Genomic DNA, 2,905 nt, shown 5'->3' with positions numbered 1-2,905 from the left:
GCCGCGCGAGGAGAAGGTGCTGCGCATGCGCTTCGGCATCGGCGAGAAGAGCGACCACACGCTGGAAGAGGTGGGCCAGGACTTCGAGGTGACGCGCGAGCGCATCCGTCAGATCGAGGCCAAGGCGCTGCGCAAGCTGCGCCACCCCAGCCGCTCCAAGCGCCTGCGCTCCTTCGTGGAGAGCTGAGCTTTCGAGAGTGAAGCTCCGGCGCGCTGAAGCCGGAGCCCCTTGTCAGTGCTACGGGCGGCGGGATACTCATCCCGTCGCCCGTTTGTCTTTCCGGGCCCTTAGCTCAGCGGTCAGAGCTGTCGGCTCATAACCGATTGGTCCCCGGTTCGAATCCGGGAGGGCCCACTCGCAGTCCCCTGCCCCGCCTCGGGATTTTCCGCCCGGGCGCTGGGGCGGGAGGCCACCACTTCCAGGCTCCGCACCACCGGCGCACCATACGGGCCGCCAGCGGCCAGCTTGACGTCGCGGAACTTCGTGTCGTGCCGCCCGAACATGTCGGATGCCCCTGCCTGCATCATGTCCGTGCTTGCTCTGGCTACGGAGCGCATCGGGCATGGATGGGAGGGGGCGCCTTCGTCCTTCGGGGGGCTGGTAGGCTTGAGTCACCGCCATGCCTCTCCTCCTGCTCCTCCTACTCATTGCAGGGTGTGCCTCACCGGCACACAGCACCTACTCACAGGCCGCTCCCGGCCCTGTCTTCCCTGCCCCACCCTTCACCCCTCCCGGAGCTGGGGCGCCTATGGTCGGTCAGCCCGGCCAAGAGGCGCCGGAGTACCCACGGAGCCCTCATCGCCGAATCCTCCCTCCTTCGAGGGAGCCGGGCCTCTGGGCGGGAGATGCTCCGCAGGCGAGCCGCGCGGAGCCTCAGGGCGAGCCCGAGCTCGAGAAGGCAGCCCTGCGGCGAGAGGCGCTCAGGGCTGCGGACGCAGACGCCAAGGGCGAGGAATCCGCCGGAGTAGAAGCCTCAGCAGAAGCGTCGGGCGAGCCCCCCAACTGCAATGGACAGAACCACCACATCATCTCCCGGCCCATTGCCAAGGCGCTTGAGGACGCCAGCGCAGTTCATGCAGAAACTCCGCGAGATCTACAACCGCAAGGAGATGCTCAAGAGGTTCCCTCATGGTTTCTGATGTGCCTACCTCTCGTTTCTTCGTTCTCGAAGACGGAAATTTCGGGCCATATGACACCAAGTTCAGCAAGATCGAGCCCGTCAACCGCACAGATCCTCCTCAGTGCCCGCAGTGTGGCGAGCACATGGGAATGCTGACGTGGCTGCCACCCTATCGTGTCGAGCTGGAGCTGTATGGCCAGGGGGGCGGGGACTTCGTGGAGGGCCCTGGGTATGACGCGCTCATCTCCGAGCGCTTCGCCCAAGCATTCCAGGCAGAAGGGCTGACGGGACTGCTCGGCTTTCACCCTGTCGAGGTGGTGCGTGTGCGCAGGAGGCGCAAGAGCCCCCAGCCCGGTTCCATGCCCCCCTACGTCGCCGTCACCGCCTGCTTCGGCCGGGGAGCTGTGGATGAGGCACGGAGCCGTATCCGCCGCTCAGAGCCCATCACTTGCCCTGAGTGTCGCTCCGCTGGAGTGGATTCCGTCCACGGCTTTGCCCTGGAGCCGGGCACCTGGCAGGGGGAGGACGCGTTCCGGCCTCGCGGCAAGCGGGGCAGCATTGTCGTCTCCGAGCGCTTCGCCGAGTTCGTCCAGCGGCACGGCTTCACGAACATGAAGCTCACTCCCATCGAGGAGTACGTGTGGGATCCTGACGGGAAGGGCCCGCCGGCAAGCACCCACGTGGCGCCCGGCTGAGTCTCCTGCACACGGAGGCGTTCATCGCCTTGCGAGGTTCGGGGAGTGCATGGAGCCATCCGGACGCGGGAACGGTAAAGTCGGCTCGCACCGTCCCCGCGCGCAGATCGCGCACGCCCCGCCGCCGGGCCCGCAGTGCTCGGTGACTCCCTGCCCGCTCGGCCGGGTAGCTGGCGCTTCCAATCCCACGCGCCAACAGGTCTGCGGAGCCCCTGTCTTTTCCACGGCTTGCGAGCCCGTGACAGAGGCTGCGAGCCCCTGCCAACCCACCCCACCCCGGCTCATAACCGGCTCGCCTCGGCCCGCTCCGCCGAGGAAAAACGCCCCATCCTCCTCTCGACCGACGCAACTTTCGCCTCCGGAGTCCGACAATCCAGTAAGCCCGTCATCCAGGGAATCTTCTTTCCAGGAGGCACCCGTTTTGCGAGTCACCAATCAACCCACGGTTGTGGTTCCGCGGAGCACGTCGTCCGTTCCCAGCACGGGGGCTCAGGGGGTGGCTCCGGCGACCGTGGCGCGCGCCAGCGCCCCGGCTCTCAACGTGGCCGCGTCGAGCTTCGCGCCTGCGCTTCAGACGGCCCTGCCGGCCGGGGATCTGCTGCCCCCGTCCATGAGCCCTCCGACGAATGAGCGCCTCACCCGGGTGGTCGACGACGCCTTCCGGACTGTGTGGCAGGGAACGAAGTTCCCCACTGGCCAGGAGCGGACGGACTTGATGAACATGGCCATTGATCTGCGCAACCAGGGCCAGAACGCCCCGGACATCCAACTGGCCCTCACCTCCAAGGTGCGCCTGGCCCAGGAGGGACTGGACAAGACCGACGATCCCACGCTGAACCGGCTGGTGAAGGAGTCCTTCCAGTACGTCTACGAGGACCCCAACCACCTGCCCAACGGCACCGAGAGCCAGAAATACCTGAAGGTGGCCCAGGATCTGGCCGCCGGTGGCATGAGCGCCACCGACATCAAGTTCGAGCTGCGCCGCCAGATCCGCCTGGTGAAGGACGGCCTGGACAAGACCGACGATCCCACGCTGAACCGGCTGGTGAAGGAGTCCTTCCAGTACGTCTACGAGGACCCCAACCACCT

The 2,905-nt window shown here is 66.7% G+C and carries 3 protein-coding genes and 1 tRNA gene; all 4 read left to right on the top strand.

Features of this window, described 5'->3' with window-relative positions; all coding sequences use genetic code 11:
• Positions 1-187, top strand: a 187-nt coding sequence (locus ACJ8AT_RS25600; protein WP_407740477.1) for a sigma factor-like helix-turn-helix DNA-binding protein, incomplete at its 5' end; no start/stop codon positions are given.
• A gap of 95 nt (positions 188-282) precedes the next feature.
• A tRNA-Ile gene (locus ACJ8AT_RS25595) sits at positions 283-355 on the top strand.
• A gap of 915 nt (positions 356-1,270) precedes the next feature.
• A complete protein-coding gene (locus ACJ8AT_RS25590) occupies positions 1,271-1,816 on the top strand; it encodes a hypothetical protein (RefSeq protein ID WP_407740476.1) in 546 nt (181 codons plus the stop codon).
• A gap of 496 nt (positions 1,817-2,312) precedes the next feature.
• Positions 2,313-2,905: hypothetical protein (locus ACJ8AT_RS25585; protein ID WP_407740475.1), on the top strand; the 593-nt coding region annotated here is incomplete at its 3' end.

The organism is Hyalangium sp. (genome assembly GCF_045802625.1).
In the GTDB taxonomy this organism is placed as follows: Bacteria; Myxococcota; Myxococcia; order Myxococcales; family Myxococcaceae; genus Hyalangium.
Note: the sequence above shows the minus strand (reverse complement) of the source record. Positions and strands in the feature narration are given on the sequence as shown.

Excerpts from the sequence above, each read along its gene's own strand:
- ACJ8AT_RS25590 (WP_407740476.1), top strand. The coding sequence starts at position 1,271 with ATGCTGACGTGGCTGCCACCCTATCGTGTCGAGCTGGAGCTGTATGGC.